The organism is Humitalea sp. 24SJ18S-53, from assembly GCF_050632385.1.
Classification (GTDB): domain Bacteria; phylum Pseudomonadota; class Alphaproteobacteria; order Acetobacterales; family Acetobacteraceae; genus Humitalea.
The window spans coordinates 3,300,446-3,321,216 of record NZ_CP192599.1 but is presented as its reverse complement, the minus strand read 5'-3'; the positions used below and the strand labels follow the sequence as shown (position 1 = coordinate 3,321,216).

17 protein-coding genes are annotated in these 20,771 nt (G+C 67.9%); 5 read left to right on the top strand and 12 right to left on the bottom strand.

What is annotated here, in order from left to right; all coding sequences use genetic code 11:
* Positions 1-14 precede the first annotated feature (14 nt).
* The gene (locus ACQW02_RS15825; protein WP_431280877.1) at positions 15-908 is read left to right on the top strand and encodes a GIY-YIG nuclease family protein; all 894 of its coding nucleotides are present in this window, start codon (positions 15-17) and stop codon (positions 906-908) included.
* Here the strand turns inward: ACQW02_RS15825 and ACQW02_RS15820 are convergent.
* From ACQW02_RS15820 to ACQW02_RS15810, 3 genes are read right to left on the bottom strand one after another with little or no spacing between them, the layout of a single operon-like run.
* Positions 822-1,949, bottom strand: coding sequence for an NAD(P)/FAD-dependent oxidoreductase (locus ACQW02_RS15820; RefSeq protein WP_431280876.1), 1,128 nt, complete (start codon positions 1,947-1,949; stop codon positions 822-824). The genes ACQW02_RS15825 and ACQW02_RS15820 overlap by 87 nt on opposite strands.
* Positions 1,946-2,632, bottom strand: a complete 687-nt coding sequence (locus tag ACQW02_RS15815; protein ID WP_431280875.1) for a methyltransferase domain-containing protein — start codon at positions 2,630-2,632, stop codon at positions 1,946-1,948. Before ACQW02_RS15815 ends, ACQW02_RS15820 begins: the two co-directional genes overlap by 4 nt.
* Positions 2,632-3,669, bottom strand: a complete 1,038-nt coding sequence (locus tag ACQW02_RS15810) for a type III polyketide synthase (protein ID WP_431280874.1) — start codon at positions 3,667-3,669, stop codon at positions 2,632-2,634. Before ACQW02_RS15810 ends, ACQW02_RS15815 begins: the two co-directional genes overlap by 1 nt.
* A 125-nt stretch (positions 3,670-3,794) precedes the next feature.
* Between ACQW02_RS15810 and ACQW02_RS15805 the strand changes: the two genes are divergently transcribed.
* The gene (locus ACQW02_RS15805) at positions 3,795-4,646 is read left to right on the top strand and encodes a DMT family transporter (protein WP_431280873.1); all 852 of its coding nucleotides are present in this window, start codon (positions 3,795-3,797) and stop codon (positions 4,644-4,646) included.
* Here the strand turns inward: ACQW02_RS15805 and ACQW02_RS15800 are convergent.
* Genes ACQW02_RS15800 through ACQW02_RS15790 form a run of 3 tightly spaced genes read right to left on the bottom strand, consistent with a single transcriptional unit; the run spans position 4,643 to position 7,409 of the window.
* Positions 4,643-4,846 carry a DUF2783 domain-containing protein gene (locus ACQW02_RS15800; RefSeq protein ID WP_431280872.1) on the bottom strand — a complete coding sequence of 68 codons (204 nt, stop codon included), beginning with the start codon at positions 4,844-4,846 and terminating at the stop codon, positions 4,643-4,645. The genes ACQW02_RS15805 and ACQW02_RS15800 overlap by 4 nt on opposite strands.
* Positions 4,843-6,432: an FAD-dependent oxidoreductase gene (locus tag ACQW02_RS15795; RefSeq protein ID WP_431280871.1), complete on the bottom strand. Its 1,590-nt coding sequence runs from the start codon at positions 6,430-6,432 to the stop codon at positions 4,843-4,845. The genes ACQW02_RS15800 and ACQW02_RS15795 overlap by 4 nt, the downstream gene beginning before the upstream one ends.
* Positions 6,432-7,409 (bottom strand): MBL fold metallo-hydrolase, encoded by a 978-nt coding sequence (locus ACQW02_RS15790; RefSeq protein ID WP_431280870.1) that lies wholly within the window; start codon positions 7,407-7,409, stop codon positions 6,432-6,434. Before ACQW02_RS15790 ends, ACQW02_RS15795 begins: the two co-directional genes overlap by 1 nt.
* Before the next feature lie 202 nt (positions 7,410-7,611).
* On the opposite strand from ACQW02_RS15790, the gene ACQW02_RS15785 reads away from it, so the two are divergent.
* The gene (locus ACQW02_RS15785) at positions 7,612-8,310 is read left to right on the top strand and encodes a hypothetical protein (RefSeq protein WP_431280869.1); all 699 of its coding nucleotides are present in this window, start codon (positions 7,612-7,614) and stop codon (positions 8,308-8,310) included.
* 54 nt (positions 8,311-8,364) lie between these two features.
* Here the strand turns inward: ACQW02_RS15785 and ACQW02_RS15780 are convergent, their stop codons facing one another.
* The 5 genes from ACQW02_RS15780 to ACQW02_RS15760 form a co-directional block, all read right to left on the bottom strand.
* Entirely contained in the window at positions 8,365-10,686 is a 2,322-nt protein-coding gene (locus tag ACQW02_RS15780) for a xanthine dehydrogenase family protein molybdopterin-binding subunit (protein WP_431280868.1), read from the bottom strand.
* 68 nt (positions 10,687-10,754) lie between these two features.
* Positions 10,755-13,886 (bottom strand): efflux RND transporter permease subunit, encoded by a 3,132-nt coding sequence (locus ACQW02_RS15775; RefSeq protein WP_431280867.1) that lies wholly within the window; start codon positions 13,884-13,886, stop codon positions 10,755-10,757.
* Positions 13,887-13,896: 10 nt separating this feature from the next.
* Positions 13,897-15,054, bottom strand: coding sequence for an efflux RND transporter periplasmic adaptor subunit (locus ACQW02_RS15770; RefSeq protein WP_431280866.1), 1,158 nt, complete (start codon positions 15,052-15,054; stop codon positions 13,897-13,899).
* 56 nt (positions 15,055-15,110) lie between these two features.
* Positions 15,111-15,695 carry a 3-isopropylmalate dehydratase small subunit gene (gene leuD / locus ACQW02_RS15765; RefSeq protein WP_431280865.1) on the bottom strand — a complete coding sequence of 195 codons (585 nt, stop codon included), beginning with the start codon at positions 15,693-15,695 and terminating at the stop codon, positions 15,111-15,113.
* Positions 15,695-17,047, bottom strand: coding sequence for a 3-isopropylmalate dehydratase large subunit (locus ACQW02_RS15760; RefSeq protein ID WP_431280864.1), 1,353 nt, complete (start codon positions 17,045-17,047; stop codon positions 15,695-15,697). The genes leuD and ACQW02_RS15760 overlap by 1 nt, the downstream gene beginning before the upstream one ends.
* Between ACQW02_RS15760 and ACQW02_RS15755 the strand changes: the two genes are divergently transcribed.
* Positions 17,046-18,017: an SMP-30/gluconolactonase/LRE family protein gene (locus ACQW02_RS15755; protein ID WP_431280863.1), complete on the top strand. Its 972-nt coding sequence runs from the start codon at positions 17,046-17,048 to the stop codon at positions 18,015-18,017. The genes ACQW02_RS15760 and ACQW02_RS15755 overlap by 2 nt on opposite strands.
* Positions 18,018-18,027: 10 nt before the next feature.
* Here ACQW02_RS15755 and ACQW02_RS15750 read toward each other — a convergent pair whose 3' ends face one another.
* The gene (locus ACQW02_RS15750; RefSeq protein WP_431280862.1) at positions 18,028-19,194 is read right to left on the bottom strand and encodes a methyltransferase domain-containing protein; all 1,167 of its coding nucleotides are present in this window, start codon (positions 19,192-19,194) and stop codon (positions 18,028-18,030) included.
* A gap of 535 nt (positions 19,195-19,729) precedes the next feature.
* Here ACQW02_RS15750 and ACQW02_RS15745 point away from each other — a divergent pair.
* Positions 19,730-20,758, top strand: a complete 1,029-nt coding sequence (locus ACQW02_RS15745; RefSeq protein ID WP_431280861.1) for an extracellular solute-binding protein — start codon at positions 19,730-19,732, stop codon at positions 20,756-20,758.
* The last annotated feature ends 13 nt before the right edge of the window (positions 20,759-20,771 follow it).

Sequence of the window (20,771 nt, the reverse complement as noted above, 5' to 3'; positions counted from 1 at the left end):
GGAGCACCGTGAACTTGGACAACAACCGCACTTCCGCCCGCCGTTACGGCGAACTGGCCCGCTGGGCAGACCTGAAAATCACCAACCGCGAGGACGCGATGACGACCCTCTCCAGCAGCAGCGATCGTTTTTACGTCTATGTTCTTTGCGAGCCGGACGGCACACCTTTCTATGTCGGCAAGGGGCAGGGAAAGCGCGTGCTGCAGCACGAGGCGGACTCGTGGAACACCGCGGTTATGACTCACAAGCTCAACGTCATTCGCCGCATCCGGCGCGACGGCGGCACCGTTGGCTACGTCATCGACGGCTTTTTCGGGGATGAGGTTGCGGTCCACGCACGAGAGCGTGCTCTCATCGCCTACTATGGCCGCCACGATCTGCAGCAAGGTCCGCTGACCAACCAGATCGATGGGGGCGAAGGGGCAAACAACCCCTCGCCCGCTGCGCTGGCGCGCCATGCCGCGAGCCTTGGCGGCGATGCAGCGGACCCGGCGCGGCGAGTGGCCAATCGCTTCCTTGCTGGCATCGCAGGACAGCAGGACTCGGTGCCGATTAAGCCTTGGAGCGTCCTGCGCCTGCGCGCGCATCTGCTGCGCCCCAGCCCCAACAAGCCGGTTCCCCGGCCAACCGTGCGGATGGCCAAGGCGATCGCGGCCAGCGCCATCTCTAACTGCGCTATGCTGCACACCGGCGCGATCATTCCGCGTCGTCTGGTCATCGAAGGCGTGGAGTGCATCATCGAGAACGGCTGCGGCGGGGACATGATCCACGCCAGTATGGTCGAACCGGTCGAACCTCGAGCCAAGCCTCTGGACGAAACGCTACGTCTGACGGCTAAGGGCTTCGCTGCGGTGGTCGCCTTTATCGGGCAGGACAAGCTTGTGGACTACGGAATCCTTGAACCCTAGGCGGCCAAGCCGCGTGGCCAAGGCCACCCGCGCCATGGCCGGCGGCACCCAGCCGGCGATCCGCGTCGCCAGTCCGGGCGCGCGGCACAGGCCCGCCGCAGCCCAGCCCGCGCGCCGTATGGGCCGGACGGCCCTTGCGGCAAATGCCGCCTGGAACGTCGCGGCGTCGCGCCCCGCCAGCACGGCCTCGGCCGCCATGATGCCGGATGCCAGGGCGATCCCCATGCCTTCGCCGGCGAAGGAGGCGATGACGGCGGCCTGGTCCCCCAGGCGGAACAGTCCGGGCGGCGTGGTGCGGGCCACATGCCCATAGGGCACGCCCGCGATCGCTAGCGGCCGGGTCCACATCGGCCGCGCATCGCGCAGCATCGCGGCACCGTGTGCCGAAGCGCCCGCGATCATCGCCAGGAACGCGCCGGCATCGGCGGGCAGTAGCGCCCCCGGCCGGAACGCGGCGCAAAGCGTCAACCCCGTGCCATTCGGCTGCAAGCCGGCGTAGCCGCCGGGGAAGGGCAGCAAGGCGACCTCGGGCGCCGCATCGGCCGTCATGTGCAGTTTCAACCCGACCCAGGCCGCCCCCGGCCGCGGCGGCGCGCCGCGCAGCGCGTGCTTGCCGGTCGCGAGCAGCAGGATGGGGGCGGTGGCACCTTCGGCGGTCCAGCCTCCGCGCCCGGCCGCGATGCGGCGCACCGTCGCGGTGACCAGTTGGGCTCCGGCCGCGATGGCGGCCTGGCGCAGCGCCTGGTCCAAGACCTGGCGCGGCAGGCCGATGCCGGCGAAGGGCAGGGTGGCCCGCGCTGCCCTGCTGCCATGGGCCACGACCACCCGTGGGATCAGCGCGCCGCCAAGGGCGACCGGGTCCAGTCCCAGCCGGGCCAGGGCTGCCTGTGCCGTTGGACCCAGGAACTCGCCGCAGACGATCTCGCGCGCCTCGGCATCGCGTTCCAGCAGCAGCACGTGGCGGCCGGCCCGCGCCAGCATGATCGCGGCGGCACAGCCCGCCGGCCCGGCGCCGATGATCAGCGCCTCGGCGTCGGTCACATCGGTCCCCCTGTGACCGCCCAGCGATAGGGGAAGGAGGTCCGCACCTTCGCCGCCACCCCGGACTCGGCCAGGAAGCGTTGCCAATCCGCCCGGCGAAACGCCCTGCTGACCGAGGCGGTGCTGTCATGGACCACCATCGGGTCCAGCCGCAGCAGCCTGGTGCCGAGCCACAGCCCCGCCCAGGCCAGCGCATCGCGTTGCAGGTCCAGGATCAGCCAGCCCTTGTTCGCCCGGGCCGCCAGCCAGCGCAGCAATCGCACGACATCGGGGTCCGGCAAATGATGGGCGACCAGCGTGCACAGGATGATGTCGAATCGTTCCGCCTCCGGCAGGTCGAAGACGTCGGAGGTGACCCAGCGCGCCCGCAGCCCGGGATGCCGCCGCTGCGCGCAGGGGGCGGCATGCGGGCTGATGTCCAGCGCGGTCAGGTCGGTGGCGATGCCCCTGGCGCCGAAGAAATCCTGCACCGCCATCAGCACATCGCCGCCGCCGGCCCCGACATCCAGCACCGACACGGCGCGGTCGCCGGAAAAGCGGTCCAGAAACGCGTGCAGCGGCCGGTTGGCAAAAGTCCAGCGGTTCAGCCGCCCCAGGTCGCGCAGCGCCGTTTCCCAATCCGCCTCCGTCTCGGCCGGGTCGTCCATGCGTTCCGGCAGCATGCGGCGGGGGCCGATCCACATCAGACGACGACCCCCTGCAGCGCCTCGGCCGATAGCCCCGGGCCAAAGGCCAGCGCCGCCAGGGTTTGGCCAGGCATCGCCGCCGCCAGCATGTCGTGCAGCACGAACAGGATGGTGGCCGAGGACATGTTGCCCGCCCGCGCCAGCACCGCACGGCTGGGCGCGAGCGCATCCGGCGAGAGATCCAACGCTGCCTCGACCGCATCCAGGATGGCGCGGCCGCCCGGGTGCACCGCCCAGAGGTCGGGCTTGGCGCCGGGCAGCAGCACCGCCGCCGCCGCGGGCAACAGGCGCTTCAGGCTGGCGGGGACTTCGGTCGACAGATGCAGGTCGAAGCCGCTCTGGCCGATCTCCCAGACCATCTGGTCATCGCCCTCGGGCATCAGCGCGGTGCCGAAGCCATCCAGGCGCAGCCCTTCGGGATCCGCCGTCACCAGCGCCGCGGCCCCGCCATCGGCGAATTGCATGTAGCCGAGCAGATGCCCCAGGTCCGTCCGGTCCTGCATGTGCAGGGTGCCGAGTTCCAGGGTCACCACCAGCACGCGGGCGGCGGGATTGGCCCGCACCGTCTCGGCCGCGCTGCGCAGTGCGATGATGCCGGCCTGGCAGCCCATGAAGCCGAGCATGGTCCGGTGCACCGACGGCCCCGCGCCGATGTGCCGCTGCACCGCCTGGTCCAGCCCGGGCGCCCGCAACCCGGTGCAACTGGCGACCACGATATGGGTGATGCCGCTGACCGGGCCGAGGCTTTCCAGCGCCTGGAACGCCAGCAACGGGGCCTCCCGCGCATAGGTCGCCATGCGGGCTTCGGTCGTGGGCCAGGCGCCATCGGGGAAGAAGGAGCCCGGCGTTCCGGGCGGCGGGTCCGGCGACAGCACCGACCAGCGCTGGTCGATCCCCGATCGCGCGGCCAGACGGGCAAAACCGCGACGGGCGCGATCATCCGGCAGTAGCCTGGCGACCAGGTCGAGGAAAGGGGCGTGACAGGCATTCGGCGGCGTGGCGCAGCCGATGCGGTTCAGGTGGGCTGCATGCATCCAGCCCTAGATGGGTCGTATCGCCACGCCGCACACCCGGCGATCGCGTGATGATCGCCGCGCGGCGCTGCATCCATGTCGCGGCGCGTGTTGTGCCCCGGCATCCGTGGCAGGTAAGGGACCGCATGCCAGCCGCAATCCTCTTCATCCTGATCTGGGCCAGCGCCTTTACCGCCGCCGCCGTCGTGCTGCGCGAATGGCCCCCGTTCTGGGCGCTGGGCCTGCGGTTCGCGGTCGCGGCGCCGATCCTGCTGGCGATCGTGGCCTGGCGGTCGGCACCCTGGCCCGGTGCCGCGGATTGGCCGCGGATTGGTGCCATGGGGGCGCTTGGGGTCGCCGGATACCTGGGGTTTTCCTGGCTGGCGATGGCCCTGGTGCCATCAGGCCTGGTCGCGCTGATCGCCGCCACCGCGCCGCTGTTCGTGGCGCTGGGCGAGCGGTTCTTGCGCGGCCGGCATATGCAGCCGATGGCCTGGGTCGGGCTTGGCCTCGGTTGGGCCGGGGTGGCGGTGCTGGGCGGGGTGCGCGCCGCCGATGGGCTGGCTGGGGCCGAGGCGCTGGGGCTGGCTTTTGCCCTGGCCGGAGCGGCGTGCCAGGCCGCCGGCATCCTGATCTTTGCCCCGGCGCGTGGGCGGGTGGATCCCTGGGCAGCCAATGCGGTGCAGACGATCGTTTCGGCCGTCGTGCTGCTGCCGATGGCGCTGGTGCTGGAAGGCGCGCCGCCGGCGATGCCGGGGCCGGCGACCTTGGCGGGGTTGCTCTACAGCGTGGTGGTCGTGGGGGTCGCGGGCTATGCGCTGTGGTTCCTGATGCTGCGGCGCCTGCCGGCGGCGACGGCCGCCGCCCTGCAATTGCTGGCGCCGCCGCTGGCCGCGGTCTTTGGCTGGGCGCTGCTGTCGGAACGCCTGGGGGTGGCGGATCTGGTGGGTGGAACGGTCACCCTGGTGGGCCTGCTGCTGCTGTTCCGGGCGCGTTAGCGCGGAGTATCCGGTGCGCGGGCGAGGGCGATCGCCTCCATCACCACCGCCACATCGCCGATATGATTGGCCAGCAGCAGCACCAGCCGGGCATCCAGCCGGCGGGACGCGGCATCATCCAGGTCGCGATGCGCCGCGACCAGCGCTGCAAACAACGCGTCAGGATCGGTCAGGCGGGGCGAGGTGTCGAGCGGCATCATCCATGCCCCATCGCGCGCGCAAGCGCGGCCGCGACCAGCGCGCCTTCGGGCGCGCGCAACCGGGCCGCCACATGCTGGTCCGGCCGCATCAGCACGGCCATGCCCGGCGTGACGCCGAAGCGGGCGCGGACCAGCCCCGTGTGATCCTCCAGAGCGCCGCGGATCGGCGCATCGGCGATGAACAGCGGCGTCACGCCAAGCGGCAGGTCCAGCGGGCGTGGAGAGGAAAAAACCAGCAGGCAGAAGCCGGCGATGTGCCGCAGCAGCCAGTCCGGTTCGCCATCGCACAGCACAGGGGCGTCGGGGGCCGCGGTGCCGGGCGCGGCACCGCCGGTCACATCGTCCGGCGCGTTCAGTGGGCTGTCCATCAGCACGGCGGGGCGTGACAGCCGCCCGGAATTCACCAGCGGCCGCGCGAAGGCAAAATGCTCGGCCAGTTCCAGCACCGCGTCGCGATAGGCGCGGGCCGCTGGTGATTTTGGTGTGATGAAATCGGTCGCGCGGGTGGAATGCAGGATGTTCTCATCCGCTGCCGGCAGGCGTTCGGCGTCATAGCTCGCGATCAGCGCCTCGGGGGCTTGCCCGTTCAACACGGCGGCCAGTTTCCAGCCCAGGTTGTCGGCATCCTGCACCCCGCCATTGCCGCCGCGCGCGCCAAAGGGGCTGACCTGGTGCGCACTGTCGCCGACGAAGATCGTGCGCCCATGGACGAAGCGTTCCAACCGCCGGCAGCGGAACGTGTAGACGCTGATCCATTCGAGGTTGAACGCCACATCCGGCCCCAGCATCGCGCGTACCCGGGGATAAACGCGGTCGGGGCGGGATTCCAGCTCGGGATCCGCGTCCCAGCCGAGTTGAAAGTCGATGCGCCACAGATCGTCGGGCTGCTTGTGCAGCAGCACGGATTGGCCGGGGTGGAAGGGCGGGTCGAACCAGAAGCGGCGCTCGGTTGGGAAACCCGCCTGCATGGTGACATCGGCGATCAGGAAGCGGTCCTGGAACACCTGCCCCGTGAAGGGCAGGTTCAGCGCGCGGCGGATGGTGGACCGCGCGCCGTCGCAGGCCAGCAGCCAGTCGGTGTCGAGGCGATAGGTGGCATCGGGCGCCATCACCGTCAGCGTCGCGCCATCCTCACGCGGGACGGTGCCGGCGGCGCGATGCTTCCAGCGCAGATCGACCAGGCCGGTCGCGGCGCAAGCCTCCACCAGCCAGGCCTCGGCGTAGTATTGCTGCAGGTTGATGAAGGCCGGGTGCTCATGGCCTTCTTCGGGCAGCAGGTCGAAGGCGAAGACCTCGCGGTCGTGGAAGAAGACGCGGCCCTGGCGCCAGGTGATGCCCTTGGCCAGCATCTGTTTGCCGAGGCCGAGGCGCGAAAAAATCTCCAGCGTGCGCTTGGCGAAGCAGATGGCGCGCGAACCGACCGAGACGGTGTTGTCGTCGTCCAGCACCACGGATGCGATGCCGCGCCGGGCCAGGTCCAGCGCCATGGTCAGCCCGACCAGCCCGCCGCCGACGATGGTGACGCGCGCGTGGTCGGTGCCATACGGCGCCGGGGGCACGACGTAGCGGGGCGCCGACCAGGCCATTAGCGGCTGATCTCGGCGTCCTTCGTCTCGCCGTGTTCCAGGGCCCGCCACATCTCGATGTCGCGCTCGGCGGTCCAGATGCGGGGATGGTCCAGGCCCTTCGCCTCGTCGAAGGCGCGGGTCACGTTGAACGGCATGCAGTGTTCGAAGATGACCCATTGGCCATAGGCCGGGCGCATCGCATCCATCGTCGCGCGGTAGATGTCGCCCAAGGCCCAGCCCTTGGCGACGCCGGCTTTGACACTGGCGAAAAGGTCGGTGACGAAGGCCTCGGTGCCGGCCAGGGCCGCTTCGCAATCGGCTTCGGTCAGCAGCGCGGCACCACGCCCGGGGACCATCCGGCGGGGCTTCAGCGCGCGCAGCGCGGCGATGGTCGCGGGCCAGTCGGTGAAATGCGCGTCGCCGCAATAGGGGGTGGCACCGAATTCCACCGTGTCGCCGGCGAAGAGCACACGCTCCTGCGGCAGCCAGACGACGGTGTCACCGGCGGTATGGGCGCGGCCGATCTGGATCACCTGCGCCTCACGCTGGCCGAGCCAGAGCGTCATGCGCTTGCCAAACGTCTGGGTCGGCCAGGTCAGGCCGGGGATGCTCTCGCGCCCGCGGAACAGGCGCGGGAAGCGGCCGATCTCACTGTCCATATCCTGCTGGCCGCGTTCCACGATCAAGGCGCGCGTGGCATCCGATGCGATGATGCCGTGCGGCGCATAGCCCGAGGCACCGAGCACCCGCACCGCGTGGTAATGCGTCAGGATCACGTCACGGATCGGCTTGTCGGTCACGGCGGCAGTGCGGCGGATCACGTCGGCCGCCATCAGCGGCGTCGCCTGCGCGTCGATCACATAGGCGCTGTCCGGACCGACCATGATGCCGGAGTTCGGATCGCCCTCGGCCGTATAGGCGTAGAGGCCCTCGGACAAGGTATCGAAGGAGACGTGCTTTTCGGCGAGGTCGTTCTGCGAGGCAAAGCCGCTCATGGCGCTGGTCCGTTTCCTGACGCCGGAAGGGTGGCGCCGGGCGCGGCTTGGGGGAAGGGGGATTGGTGGTCGGCGGGCTGGACCGCGACGATTTCGGCGGAACCTGGGGGCCGTCGACCGGGCGAAGCCGTTGACGCGGCTGTGCTTGGCCGCCGTGGCCCGGGGGCGCTAGGCTGGCGCGGAATTGGAGGATGCCGGGACCATGCTGCGACGCCTTGCCCTTGCCTGCGGATTGAGCCTGGCCCTGGCGGCACCTCTTGGCGCCCAGACCACGCCGGCCCCGCCGGTGCCCGCGACGCCCGCCCCCGCCCCGCAGGTGCAGGCGCCGCCAGGCACGGGCGACCCGTCCTTCAACCTGGTCAACCGGTCGCGGAACGTGATCAACGAGGTCTATGCCTCGCTCTCGACCGAGGATGCCTGGGGGCCGGACCGCCTCGGTGCCAGTACCGTGCCGGCTGGCGGCACCTTCCCGATCCGCCTGCCGCAAGGCGCCTGCGAGTATGACCTGCGCGTGGTCTACCAGGGGCGGCCGGCGGAGGAGCGGCGGCGGGTGAACCTGTGCACCGTGTCGGAAGTCGTCTTCACCGGCCAGGCGCCCACCGCCACGCCGGCGCCGGGTGGCAAGGGCGCCCAGGCCGCGGGGCCGACCGGCAACCCGTCGTTCAACGTGATCAACCGCACCGGGCAGATCATCCGCGAATTGTATGTCTCGGCGTCGTCGCGCACGGATTGGGGGCCGGATATCCTGGGCACCGAAGTGCTGCAGGTCGGTGCCCATTTCGAGGTACGGCTGCCCGAGGGCGAATGCCTCTATGACGTGCGGATCGTGTTCCAGAACGGCGCCAATACCGAACGCCGCAGCGTCAACACCTGCGACATCGCGAACATGATGTTCCCCTGAACAAGCGTCCCGGGACGCGGCGGCGGGGGGCGCGACACCCCCCGCGCCCTTTGGTCAGGCGGCTTTCGCGTCGCTGAGCGCCTTCCAGACGATTTCCGGCGTCGCCGGCATGTCGATGCTGCGGATGCCGTCGCCCGCCAGTGCATCGACCAGGGCGTTGATCACCGCGGGCGGCGATCCGACCGCACCGGCCTCGCCAGCACCCTTCACGCCCAGGGGGTTGGTCTCGCAGGGCACTTCGATCAGGTCGACCTCGATGTTCGGCAGGTCTTCCGCGCGCGGCAGCGCGTAATCCATGAAGGATGCGCTGAGCAACTGCCCCGAGTCCGGGTCATAGGCGGTGCGTTCGAAGAAGGCCTGGCCGATGCCCTGGGCGACGCCGCCATGCACCTGGCCGCGCACGATCAGCGGGTTCAGCGCATGGCCCACGTCATCGACGACGATATAGCGCGGGATGGCGATATGGCCGGTGTCGGGGTCCACCTCGACCTCCGCGACGTGGCAGCCGTTGGGGAAGGTGTGGGACGGGATTTCGGCGACCTCGGCGGCGTCGAGCAGGGTCGCCTCCTGGCCGGCCAGGACCTTTTTGCGCTGAGTGGCGGCCAGGGTCAGGATGTCGATGGTGCGGTCGGTGCCGACCACGCCAAAGCGCCCGCCGCTGAATTCGATGTCGATCACCGCGGCTTCCATCGCCTCGCTGGCCGCCTGGCGGCCCTTTTCGATGACCGTGGCGGTGGTCGCCATGATGGCCGTGCCTTCGGAATAGAGCGACCGCGCACCACCCGTGCCGCCGCCCGAGGGCGAGGCATCGCTATCGCCCTGGATGATGCGGATCTTTTCGTGGGGGATGCCGAGCTCGTGGGAGGTCAGCATGGTGTAGGCCGTTTCATGCCCCTGGCCGGTCGATTGCGTGCCGACGATGACATCGACGAAACCGTCATCGGCGAAACGCACCTCGGCGCGTTCGTTCGGCGCGCCGCCGGTCGCTTCCAGGTAATAGGCGAGGCCGATGCCGCGTTTTTTTCCGCGCCTCGCCGCCTCCGCCTGGCGGGCGGGAAAACCCTTCCAGTCGATGCGCTGGAGTGCTTCTTCCATCACGCGCAAGAATTCGCCGCTGTCGTAGCGCTGGTTCATCGCGGTGGTGAAGGGCATGGCCGTGGGGGGCACGATGTTGCGCCGGCGCAGGTCGATGCGGTCGATCTTCAACTCCCGCGCGGCGGTGTCGATCATGCGTTCGACCAGGTAGTTGCTCTCCGGCCGCCCGGCGCCGCGATAGGCATCCACCGGCACGGTATTGGTCAGAACGCCGATGACATGGGCGTGGATCGCCTTGAACCCATAGACCGAGGCCAGGACCTTGGTCCCCGCGCCGGTCGGGATGAAGGGCGCGAAGGTCGACAGATAGGCGCCCATGTTGGCGTAGTTCTTGGTCCGCAGGGCGAGGAACTTGCCGTCCTTGTCCAGCGCCAATTCGCCGAGGGTGATGTTGTCCCGTCCATGCGTGTCGGACAGGAAGGATTCCGTGCGGTCCGCCGTCCAGCGCACGGCGCGGCCAAGGTCGCGCGCCGCCATGCAGCACAGCGCGTATTCGGCATAGAGATACAGCTTCATGCCGAAGCCGCCGCCGACATCCGGCGTGATGACGCGGAAGCGGTCCGGAGGCAGCTTGAAGACGTCATTGGCCAGCAGGTTCTTCACCAGCCAGGAGCCCTGCGTGCCGACATGCAGGGTGAAGCGATCGTCCTTGTATTCGGCCAGCGCCGCGCGGCCTTCCATGCTGGCGACCACGACGCGGTTGTTCACCACGGTCAGGCGGGTGACATGGGCGGCCTCGGCGAAGGCGGCGTCGGTCGCGGCGCGGTCGCCGGCCTCCCAGTCGAAGCAGGTGTTGTTGGGCGCGGTGGACCAGATCTGGGGGGCGCCCGGCAGATGGGCGGTGGCGAGGTCGGTCGCGGCGGGGAGCTGGTCGTAGTCGACCTCGATCGCCTCGGCCGCGTCGCGCGCGGCTTCGGGGGTTTCGGCGACGATGAAGGCGACCGGGTCGCCGACGTGGCGCACGATGTCCTTTGCCAGCGCGCCGCGCTTGGTTTCGGACCGCGGGGTGCCGTCACGGTTCTTCAGCGGGACGGCGCAGGGGATTTCGCCCAAGCCCTGCGCATCCCAATCGGCCGAGGTATAGATCGCCAGCACGCCCGGCATCGCGCGGGCCGCCGTGGTGTCGATGCTGACGATCCGCGCATGGGCCTGCGGGCTGCGCAGCACATAGCCGACCGCCTGGCCGGGGGCGGCGATATCGGCGGTATAGCGCCCGTGGCCCAGGAGCAGGCGCGGGTCCTCGACGCGGCGGACGGATTGGCTGAGCCCGAACTTGGCCATGGTGGCATTCCCCTTTGGTCTTGTGCCTGGAAGATACGGCGCCGGCGGCGGTTTGGAAGGCCCTGGTTTCAGACGGCGGGCTTTCGCGCGAACCGCCCCTTCACCCATTCACGCGTGCTTTGGAACACCACGTAGAGCATCGGGATCATGAAAATCCCGACCAGCGACGCCCCCAGCATGCCCCCGAAGACCGCCGTCGAGACCGCCCGGCGCGACAGCATCGCCGCCCCGGTCGCCCAGACCAGCGGCACCAATCCCAGGATGAAGGCGATCGAGGTCATCATCACCGCGCGGAACCGCAGCTTGGCGCCCATCACCGCGGCCTCGCGGATCGGCAACCCGGCCTCACGCTGTTCCTTGGCGAATTCGATGATCAGGATGCCGTTCTTGGCGGCCAGCGCCACCAGCACGATCAGCCCGATCTGGGCATAGACATCGAGCGGCATCCCCGCGACCCAAAGGGCGATGAAGGCCCCAAGCCCGCCGACCGCCACCGACAGCAGCACCGGGATCGGGATGGTCCAGGATTCATACAGCGCGACCAGGAACAGGTAGGCGAAGAGCACCGCCAGCGCCAAAATCACGCCGGTCTGGCCCGACGCCAGCTTCTCCTGATACGCGGTGCCGGTCCATTCGAAGCCGTAGCCCTGCGGCAGCACGGTCCGGGACAGTTGCTCCATCGCCAGCAGCGCATCGCCCGAACTGACGCCCGGGCGTGCCGCGCCATTGATCGTGACCGAGCGGTAGTTGTTGTAGCGCGTGATCGTCTGCGGCCCCAGCACCGCGCGCACATCGGCGACCGCCCGCAGCGGCACCATGTCGCCGCGGCTGTTGCGCACATGGATGCGCCAGATGTCGTCCAGATCGTTGCGGTCTTCCGCCTCGGCCTGGATGTTCACCTGCCAGGTGCGGCCGAACAGGTTGAAGTCATTGACGTAGAAGCCACCCAGCGTGGATTGCAGCGCCGTGAAGATGTCGCTGATCCGGACGCCCAGCGCCTGCGCCTTGTCGCGGTCCACATCGAGGTAATAGGACGGCACGTTCGGCGCGAAGGTCGAGAAGACGGCCGCCAGGCGCGGGTCCTGGTTGGCCGGCACGACCAGGCCGAACATGGTCGCGCCCAATTCGATCGGGCTGCGGCCTTCGTAGTCCTGCAGCACGTATTCGAAGCCGCCGCCCGTGCCCAGGCCGATGATCGGCGGCAGGTTGAAGGCGAAGACATTGCCCGTCCGGATGCCCTGTACCGCGCCGAACAAACGCCCGATGCCCGCCTGCACCGTATCGGCGACGCCGGTGCGGTCGGCAAAAGGCTTCATCCGCGCCACGATGAAGGCAGAATTCGGCTGCGCCCCCCCGTCGATCAGGCTGAAGCCGACGATGCCCAGGGTGCCCTGCACGGCGGTATTGCTGCGCAGGATGCCTTCCACCTGCTCCACCACCGCTCGGGTGCGGCTGACGCTGGCGCCCGGGGGCATCTGCACCTGGACGAAGAAGGCGCCCTGGTCTTCCTGCGGCAGGAAGCCGGCGGGCGTGCGCGCGGCGATGGTCCAGATGCCGAAGGCGAAGCCCGCGGTCAGCAGCAGCGACAGCGACGACACGCGGACCAGCCGCGCGACGCCGCCGGCGAAGCGGTCCCGCGTCCAGTCGATGCTGCGCAACACGACGCCGATCGGCCCGCGCCGCGGCCCGTGATGCGGCCGCAGGATCAGCGCGCAAAGCGCGGGTGACAGGGTCAGTGCGTTCAGCGCCGAAATCAGCATCGCCGAGGCGATGGTCACGGCAAATTGGCGGAACAGCTCGCCCGACAGGCCCGGGATGAAGGCGACCGGCACGAAGACCGACAGCAGCACCAGGGTGATGGCGATGATCGGGCCGGTGATTTCGGCCATCGCCTTCTTGGTGGCATCGGCCGGTGAGAGTTCCGGATGTGCTTCCATCACCCGTTCGACGTTCTCGACCACCACGATCGCGTCGTCCACGACGATGCCGATGGACAGCACCATGGCCAGAAGGCTGACGGTATTGGCCGAATAGCCGATGATCAGCAGGATCGCGAAGGTGCCGATCAGGCTGACCGGCACGGCGATGGTCGGGATCACCGTGGCGCGCAGATTGCCCAGGAACAGGAAGACCACGATGACGACGAGGACGAAGGCCTCCAGCAAGGTCTTGGCGACCTCGAAGATGGTCTCGGTCACGAAGTCGGAGGTGTCGTAGAACACCGTGTAGTTGATGCCGGGCGGGAAGCGGCCGCGCAGTTCCTCCATCGCGGCCTTCATCGCGGTGGAGGCATTCACCGCATTCGCACCCGGCGACAGGTAGACGCCGATGGCGATGGCGGGTTGGCCGTTGAAGCGGTTTTCGGTGTCCATGCTGGCGGCACCGAGTTCCACCCGCGCGACGTCCCGTACCCGCAAGGTGCTGCCATCCGGATTGGCGCGGATCAGCACATTGCCGAATTCTTCCGGCGTGACGAGGCGTCCCTGGGTTTCCAGGTTGATCTGGAAGGTCTGGTCCTCGGTCGTCGGCCGCCCGCCCAGGCGCCCGACGGCAGCCTGGATGTTCTGCGCCTGGACCGCCGCGATCACGTCGGATGGCGTCAGGTTCAGCGAGATCAGGCGGTCCACCTCGAACCAGATGCGCATGGAATAATCCTGCGCGCCGAACAGGCTGACCTGGCCGACGCCGGGCACGCGGGCCAGGCGGTCGAGCATGTTGATCGTGACGTAGTTCGACAGGAACAGCGGGGTCTGTTCGCCCGATTCCGAATAGACGAACATGAACATCAGGATGGCCGAGGATTGCTTGCGCACCGTGACGCCGCTGCGCTGCACTTCCGACGGCAGGCGGGCCAATGCCGCCTGCACGCGGTTGTTCACATTGACCGTGGCGATGTCCGGGTTGGTGCCCAGCGCGAAGGAGACCGTCAGCGTGTAGCTGCCGTCATTGCCGCTGTTGGACTTCATGTAGAGCATGCGGTCCACGCCATTGACCGCGCTTTCGATCACCTGGCCGACCGTCTGTTCCACCACCAGCGCCGATGCCCCGGGGTAGCGGGCCGTCACGCTGACCTGCGGCGGCACGATGTCGGGGAACTGGCTGACCGGGATGCGCAGCATCGACAGCGCGCCGGCGATGGTGATGAGCACGGCCAGGACGATGGCCATGCGTGGCCGGTCGACGAAGATCGAGGAGAACATGCGCCCGGTCCTAGCCGCGCGGGCCGGGGGCGGGCGGCGTGGGTGCCGTCACCGGGGCCGCGTTCACCGGCTGTCCGGGGCGCACGCGCTGGATACCCTCGGCGATCACGCGATCGCCTGCCTGCAACCCTTGTTCGACCACCGCATCCTGCGGGGTGGAACGGCCGAGGCGGATGTTGCGGCGCTGGGCCTTGTTCTCCGCATCCACGACGAAGACGTAGCTGCCGCCCTGGTCCTGCAGCACCGCGGCGCGCGGGATCACGATGGCCTGGATCGGCGCCGCCCCTTCGACAAAGACCGCGACGAACTGGCCATCGACCAATTCGCGATCCAGCGCACCCTGTCGGATCGGGTTGGCGACCGAGGCGCGGACCAGGATGGTGTCGGTGTTGCGGTCGATCTGGTTGTCGACGAAATCGATCCGGCCGGTTTGATTGAACACGCGGCCGTTCGCCAGACGGATGCGGACGACCGTGGCGTCGGGCCCGCCGCGACTTTCATAGCGGTCACGCAGTTCCAACGCCTGGCGCTGGCTGACCGGGAAGGCGATCCGCATCGGATCCTGGCTGACGATGGTGGCCAGCGGGTCGCTGGCGGGCCCGACCGTATTGCCCGGAGCATAGGTGCTGCGGCCGATCTTGCCGGCGACGGGGGCGGTGATCTCGGTATAGCCCAGGTTGATTTCGGCCGTGCGCACGGCGGCGCGGGCGGCCAGCACGCCGGCGGCCGCGGCGCGTTCATTGGCCGTGGCGTCGTCCACGCGCGCCTGGGTGCCGGCGGCGGTCCGCAGCAAGGTGGTCGCGCGATCGAGCGAATTGCGGGCATTGACCTGGGTCGCCTCGGCCGAGGCGAGGTTGGCCTGCTGGCGGGCCAGTTCAGCCTCGAAGATCGGGCGTTCCATGCGGAACAGGACCTCGCCTTCGCGGACCTCCTGGCCCTCGGTGAACAGGCGGTGTTCCAGGAAGCCGGTGACGCGGGCGCGCAGGGCGACGCGGTCCACCGCCTCCACACGTCCGACGAATTCGATGCTTTCGGTGACCGGGCGCGGTGCCGCCACCACGACGCCGACGGCGGGCGGACCCTGCGGGCCAAACTGGGCGAAGGCGGGCAGGGGGGCGGCCAGACAGAAGAGCAAGCCGAGGGCTGCGCGCGGCGAGCGATACGGCATGTCGAAAATCCTCAAACGTCAGTTTGGCGGACACTCATCCCGCATGCTGCGCCGCGTCAAGCGGCGTTGTTGCGAGCCTCGTAGGCCTTGATCTGATCCATCAATGTGAGAGTCAGGCCGATTTCATCGACCCCCCGCAATAGACAATCCCGCGCGAAGCCAGGGATTTCGAAGGGAAATTCGGTGCCATCAGGACCGGTCAGTACCGATTTCTCCAGATCGACGGTGGCTGAGGCACCCGGCGGCGATTCCCGCAGGGCGATGACCTGCTCCGCCGGCAGCCGGATCGGCAGCAGCCCGTTCTTCAGGGCGTTCTGGAAGAAGATGTCGCCAAAGCCGTTCGCGACCACGCATCGGATGCCGCCGGCCAGCAGGGCATAGACCGCGGCTTCGCGGGATGAACCGACACCAAAGTTCGCCCCGGCGACCAGGATGGTCGCGAGATCATAGGGGGGCTGGTGCAGCACGAACGCCGGCTTGGTCGTGCCATCGGCGTCGAAGCGCAGATCGTGGAACAGCCAGCGCGGATACTGCTCATCGCGCGGCTTGCGCAGGAAGCGGGCCGGCAGGATCTGGTCGGTATCCACATTGTCGTGCGGAAAGGGCGCGAGGAGGCCGGTGTGGCTGAGGAAGGGTTCCATCAGAGCGTCCCCGCCGAGACCAGGCGGCCGGTGATGGCGGCGGCCGCCGCACTGGCCGGGCTGACCAGATGGGTTCGCGCCCCGCGCCCCTGCCGGCCGGGAAAGTTGCGGTTGGAGGTGCTGGCGCAGCGCTCACCGGAGGCGACCAGCTCACCATTGGTGCCGACGCACATGGAACAACCGCTTTCGCGCCATTCGGCCCCGGCGTCGGTAAAGATGCGGTCCAGCCCCTCGGCCTCGGCGGCGCGCTTGACGGCGCTGCTGCCGGGCGAAATCCGCATCGGCACGGTGACACGTCGGCCGCGCAACACCTCGGCCGCGGCGCGCAGGTCGGACAGGCGGCCATTGGTGCAGGAGCCGAGGAAGACCCGGTCCACACGGATATCGGCCAGCGCCTCACCCCCCACGAGCCCCATGTAGTCCAGGCTGCGTGCCCAGGCCGCGGCATGAGCGGGGTCGGGGGCATCGGTGGCGCGGGGGATGTGGGTGCCGAGGGGGATGGCTTCCTCCGGGCTGGTGCCCCAGGTGACCATGGGGCCGACGGCGTCGGCGTCGATCGTGACCTCCCGATCCCAGGCCGCGTCGGGGTCGGAATACAAGTCGGGCCAGGTCTGGTCGGTGCCGAGGAAGGCCGCGGTGATGGCATCGGGGGCGATGATGCCGCTGCGGGCACCGGCCTCGATCGCCAGGTTGCACAGGGTCAGGCGGCCTTCCATCGGCAGCGCCGATATGGCGGGGCCGGCGAATTCCATGGCATGGCCGAGCGCGCCGCCGGTGCCGATGCGGGCGATCAGGGCGAGGGCCAGGTCCTTGGCCGTCGCGTCGGGCCGCAGGGTGCCGCTGAACCAGACCCGCATCTGTTTGGGTGCGGACTGCCAGATGCATTGCGTCGCCAGCACATGCGCGACTTCCGATGCGCCGATGCCAAAGGCCAGCGCGCCCATCGCACCATGGGTGCTGGTATGGCTGTCGCCGCAGACCACGGTCATCCCGGGCCGGGTCAGCCCCATTTCGGGGGCCGCCACATGCACGATGCCCTGGCCCGGATCGGCCAGGCGAAAGGCGGTCGGGCCATAGGCGGCGGCGTTGGATTCGAAGGTTTCGATGATGCCGCGGACCTCCGGGTCGGCGACGTCGGTGACGCGGCGGCTGTCGGTCGGCGCGTAATGGTCGCCGAAGCCGAAGGTCAGGTCCGGCCGGCGCAGGGGCAAATTGCGCGCGCGCAGGATGTTGAAGGCGTGGAAGGAGCCTTCATGGAAGTAGTGCCGGTCCACGAACATCAGGCGCAGCCCGTCGTCGCGGCCGATGACCGTGTGGTTGTCGAGGATTTTCTGAAAGAGCGTGCGTCCCATGGGGCAACAATCGCGCCGTGGCCGCGCGGGGGCAAGGCTTGCCGGGTGGTTGGCCGCGCGCCAGGGTGCGGGGATGTGGTGGAAAACTCCCCCGCGCGATGTCGCGGTCAGCCTCTTTGCCCGCTTGCCCGCGGCGCTGGCCGCCCCGCGGCGCAGCGCCTGGGCGGATGTGAACCGCGCCGGGATGGAAATCGGCTCCTTCCTGGAGGGGCCGTGTTTCGACGCCGGCGGTGCCTTTTACCTGACCGACATCCCGCATGGCCGGGTGTTCCGGCTGGAGGGGCCGAACCGCTGGCATGTGCTGGCCGAGTACGACGGCTGGCCGAACGGGTTGGCGCTGTCGAACTCGGGCGATCTGCTGGTGGCCGATTACCGCCACGGGCTGCTGCGGCTGGACCCCGCCACGGGCGCCATCGCGCCCTTGCTGGAAACCGCGCTGACCGAGGGTTTTCGCGGGTTGAACGACGTCATCGTCGATGCCCAGGGTGCGGCGCTGTTCACCGATCAGGGGCAGACGGGTTTGACAGACCCGACCGGCCGGGTGTTCCGGCTGCACGCCGATGGGCGGCTGGACCGGCTGATCAACAATGGCCCAAGCCCGAACGGGTTGGTGCTGAACCGCGCGGGGACGCATTTGTACGTCGCCATGACCCGCGCCTGCGAGGTCTGGCGCCTGCCGCTGCGTGCCGATGCCATGGTCGCCAAGGCCAATTGCTTCGCCCGGGTTCCGGCCGGCACCTCGGGGCCGGACGGGATGGCGGTGGATGCGCATGACCGGCTGTTCGTCTGCAATCCGGGGCACGGCGTGGTTTGGGGGTTTAACGCGCAGGGAGTGCCGGTTTTGGCACTCGATTGCACAGAATTCGGGCGCCATCCGACCAATTGCTGCTTCGCGCCGGATGGGACGACGTTGTTGATCACGGAAAGCGGAACGGGATCGGTGCTGGCGGCGACAATTCCGCCGCCGTGACCGGTCCGGTTCAGCCCAGGCGCGTGCCGACAAGGGCGAGCGGGGTGAACTTCGCTTCCTTGTAGTTCTCGAAATAGATGAACTCGAAGGACATGCCTTCGACCAATGCCAATTCTTGCAGCAGGTTTTCCGGGTCGTAGTATTTGATCTGGCGCTGTACCACCGATTCGTCGATGACCAGCGTGCAGCGCGGGTCGAAGGCAGGTTCTTCGGGCGTCAGGCGCGACTTGGTGTACCAGGCGGATGGTGACGTCACGATTTCCATTCGGCTGCGGAGCATGATGGGAATGATGCAGATCTGCCCACCGGGGCGCAGCAACCGCCTTGCTTCGATCAGCGTGGCGAAGTCGGACATGCCTTCGAAATGCTGCCAGGCATTGTGCAAGAAAATGCCATCGAGCGACTGCCGGGGCAGGGGGATCGTGCGCGAGTTCGAACCGATACGGTTCTTCGTTCGGCCGGGCTGATAATTCATATCCTGCTGATAGCAGGACTTCGCACTGCCGCCGCGCACGGAAATATCGGAGAATGGCGAGGATGACGCTGCGGCGTTCAGATAAATGCCGGTGCCATTCACATTCACACTCTGAAGCGACAGAAAGTGCTCCATTTGCTTTGATCGAAGGTTCTTTTTGAATTGCGAGACATAGGAAGCATACCGACCTTCATAGTCAGATTTCTTGCAGAATTTTTCGAATTCCCGCAGGTCGATGGATTTTTCTGCTAGCGGAATCGTTCGCTGGTCGCGAATGACCTTGAGAAGATCTTCGAAGGTGCGACCGGCTTCCTGGTCACGCGCGCCGGCGGCCTTCTCAATGCGCAGCAGTGAGCACGATGAAAGCGCATTGTCGTCGAACTGTTCGATGACTGTTGCGACAGAATATTCGGAGCCGTCAGCGAAGACGGCCTTGACGTCCGCGGCGCTGCCATCGGCGGCAATTTCCGGCGCGGTGGCTGTCAGGAACCAGCCGCAATGGCGGTCGTCCGGGCGCCCGAGCTGCTTTGCCACGTCATCGCGGATCAGGCCGACGTCGGCGAGGATGATACGGCCGGATGGAAGCAGAACCTGTAGTTCCGTGGCCGGCGGCATGCACCAGCCACGCATCACGAGTTGGGATCCATGGGTCCGTATGGATGCTGCGGACACCGAGATGCGAATGTCGTTTGACTCGCTCACCGTTGACTCCTGATCAAATCTTACGTGCGCAGAGGGCAAATTTTCATATTCACGCCGAGGGGCGCTGTCCAGCCAGCATGTGTGATGATTGTCGAACGGAAATATGTATCCAAAGAAACGTGGTAATTTGTGATAATTTATAGAATATATCAATAAAAAGACATGGCGTAATTCTGTGCGGCTTGCCTCTTTTCATGACGGTAGATTATTTCGATGGACGATTGAAAATCGTCCGAAACCCTATCCTTGGTGACCGTACGCAAAACTTATGCCGGATGCGAGGGCGGCTTGACCTCCGCGTATCCGGAATGTCGTTCCACGATAGCGGCGCCGACCGGGGCGGGCCGCGCGTCGTTGGGCGGTGCCCGTTCGGCGTGCCGGAATCCGCATCAAAGTATCTTGATCACAACATGTGATCACACTAGCCTCGTGCGTACGTCCCCGGACGTTGCGGGCCTTGCCCACACCCAATGCCGCGCCGAAGGAACAGGCCATGCCCCAATGTCAGTCATCCCTCCCTCCAGGCCGGCGCGACATGTTGCGCCTTGGCGTCGGGGCAGCTGCCCTCGCGTCCCCCCATGTCTTCGCGCAATCGGCGCAGATGGAGGAGGAATTGGTCTTCGCCGGCGACCCCGGCATCACCCACCAACTGATCGAGCGCGAAATCTTCCCCGAATTCGCCCGCCGCTACGGCGTGAAGAAGCTCACCTACGTGCCGAGCCCGGCATCGGAGAATGTCGCGCGGCTGCGCACCCAGCGGGGACGCCCGACCATCGACGTCATCGCCTTCGCCGGTGCCACCATGTTCCAGGCGATGGGGGAGAACCTGGTCGCGCCACTCGATCTTCAGCGCCTTCCCAACGCCATCGCCATTCCCGAAGCGCGTCGCGCCGATGCACAGATGCTGCCCTATGCACTCAGCACGGTGGGGCTGCTGTACAACACCACGATCTTCCAGCAGCGGAATTTCGCGTCGCCGACCTCCTGGTGGGATCTGTGGGACACGAAATTCCGAGGCCACACCGGGCTGCTGACCATCAACAGCACCAGCACGGTCGCGACACTCGCCTTCCTGTCGCAGCAACTGTCCGGCGACTACATGAATTTCGATGCGGCACTGGCGCGGCTGCGCGGGTTGAAGGCGAATGTCTACGACTTCTTCCCTTCCAGCGGTCCGATGGACACGCTGGTGCAGCAGGGCGAGTTGTGGATGTGGTCGCATATCGGCTCCCGCGGCATCCAGTACATGAACGCGGGTTTCCCTGCGCGCTTCGTCATTCCGAAGGAAGGCCTGCCAGGCTACGAGGCCTGCCTTGGCGTGGTCGAGGGCGCACCGCATCCGCGCGTCGCCTATGCCTGGGTAAACCATCTTCTGTCGCTTGAAGTGCAGGAGATCTTTGCGACCAGGATCGGCATCACGCCGATGCATCCCGGCGTTGTCGTGCCCGAGGCGCTGCGTCCCTATTTGCCCCGCTACGACCAGGTCTGGATCCCGGATTGGCGCCGGCTGAGCGCGGCCTTGCCGACCATCGTCGCGCGCTGGAACCGTGAAGTCGAACGCTGAGCCGGAAACACCA

Coding starts and splice junctions, on each gene's coding strand:
- ACQW02_RS15775 (WP_431280867.1), bottom strand. CDS start 13,886: ATGTTCTCCTCGATCTTCGTCGACCGGCCACGCATGGCCATCGTCCTG.
- ACQW02_RS15785 (WP_431280869.1), top strand. CDS start 7,612: ATGCTGCGACGCCTTGCCCTTGCCTGCGGATTGAGCCTGGCCCTGGCG.
- ACQW02_RS15745 (WP_431280861.1), top strand. CDS start 19,730: ATGTTGCGCCTTGGCGTCGGGGCAGCTGCCCTCGCGTCCCCCCATGTC.
- ACQW02_RS15755 (WP_431280863.1), top strand. CDS start 17,046: ATGGGGCAACAATCGCGCCGTGGCCGCGCGGGGGCAAGGCTTGCCGGG.
- leuD (WP_431280865.1), bottom strand. CDS start 15,695: ATGGAACCCTTCCTCAGCCACACCGGCCTCCTCGCGCCCTTTCCGCAC.
- ACQW02_RS15815 (WP_431280875.1), bottom strand. CDS start 2,632: ATGTGGATCGGCCCCCGCCGCATGCTGCCGGAACGCATGGACGACCCG.
- ACQW02_RS15795 (WP_431280871.1), bottom strand. CDS start 6,432: ATGGCCTGGTCGGCGCCCCGCTACGTCGTGCCCCCGGCGCCGTATGGC.
- ACQW02_RS15810 (WP_431280874.1), bottom strand. CDS start 3,669: ATGCATGCAGCCCACCTGAACCGCATCGGCTGCGCCACGCCGCCGAAT.
- ACQW02_RS15800 (WP_431280872.1), bottom strand. CDS start 4,846: ATGATGCCGCTCGACACCTCGCCCCGCCTGACCGATCCTGACGCGTTG.
- ACQW02_RS15805 (WP_431280873.1), top strand. CDS start 3,795: ATGCCAGCCGCAATCCTCTTCATCCTGATCTGGGCCAGCGCCTTTACC.
- ACQW02_RS15770 (WP_431280866.1), bottom strand. CDS start 15,054: ATGCCGTATCGCTCGCCGCGCGCAGCCCTCGGCTTGCTCTTCTGTCTG.
- ACQW02_RS15780 (WP_431280868.1), bottom strand. CDS start 10,686: ATGGCCAAGTTCGGGCTCAGCCAATCCGTCCGCCGCGTCGAGGACCCG.
- ACQW02_RS15760 (WP_431280864.1), bottom strand. CDS start 17,047: ATGGGACGCACGCTCTTTCAGAAAATCCTCGACAACCACACGGTCATC.
- ACQW02_RS15790 (WP_431280870.1), bottom strand. CDS start 7,409: ATGAGCGGCTTTGCCTCGCAGAACGACCTCGCCGAAAAGCACGTCTCC.